Annotated in this window: 1 pseudogene; it reads right to left on the minus strand. The window is 48.5% G+C overall.

Annotation, left to right across the window (positions count from 1 at the left end):
- A pseudogene (locus FS628_RS31695) lies at positions 1-262 on the minus strand (serine--tRNA ligase); the annotation flags it as partial.

Below are 262 nucleotides of genomic sequence, written 5' to 3' on the forward strand. Positions count from 1 at the left end.
CACTGATACCCCCCATATAACCACCCAATCCTTCCCCAATAACAACCCTCCCATCTTCCTCTTCATACTTCTCCACCATTGCTCCTACACTACCACCAACCCCCAATCCTGAACCCTTCAATCTATCAACAAATTCCCCTTTAGCTTTTCCCTCTCTCCCCAAACCCATATTCCCACCACCTCCCTCCAACTCCTCACACTTCCAGCACCAACAAATCTCACCATACCTCTCCCTCTCACCCAACCACACTTCAATATCATA

Source organism: Paenibacillus xylanexedens (assembly GCF_007676705.1).
GTDB lineage: Bacteria > Bacillota > Bacilli > Paenibacillales > Paenibacillaceae > Paenibacillus > Paenibacillus xylanexedens_C.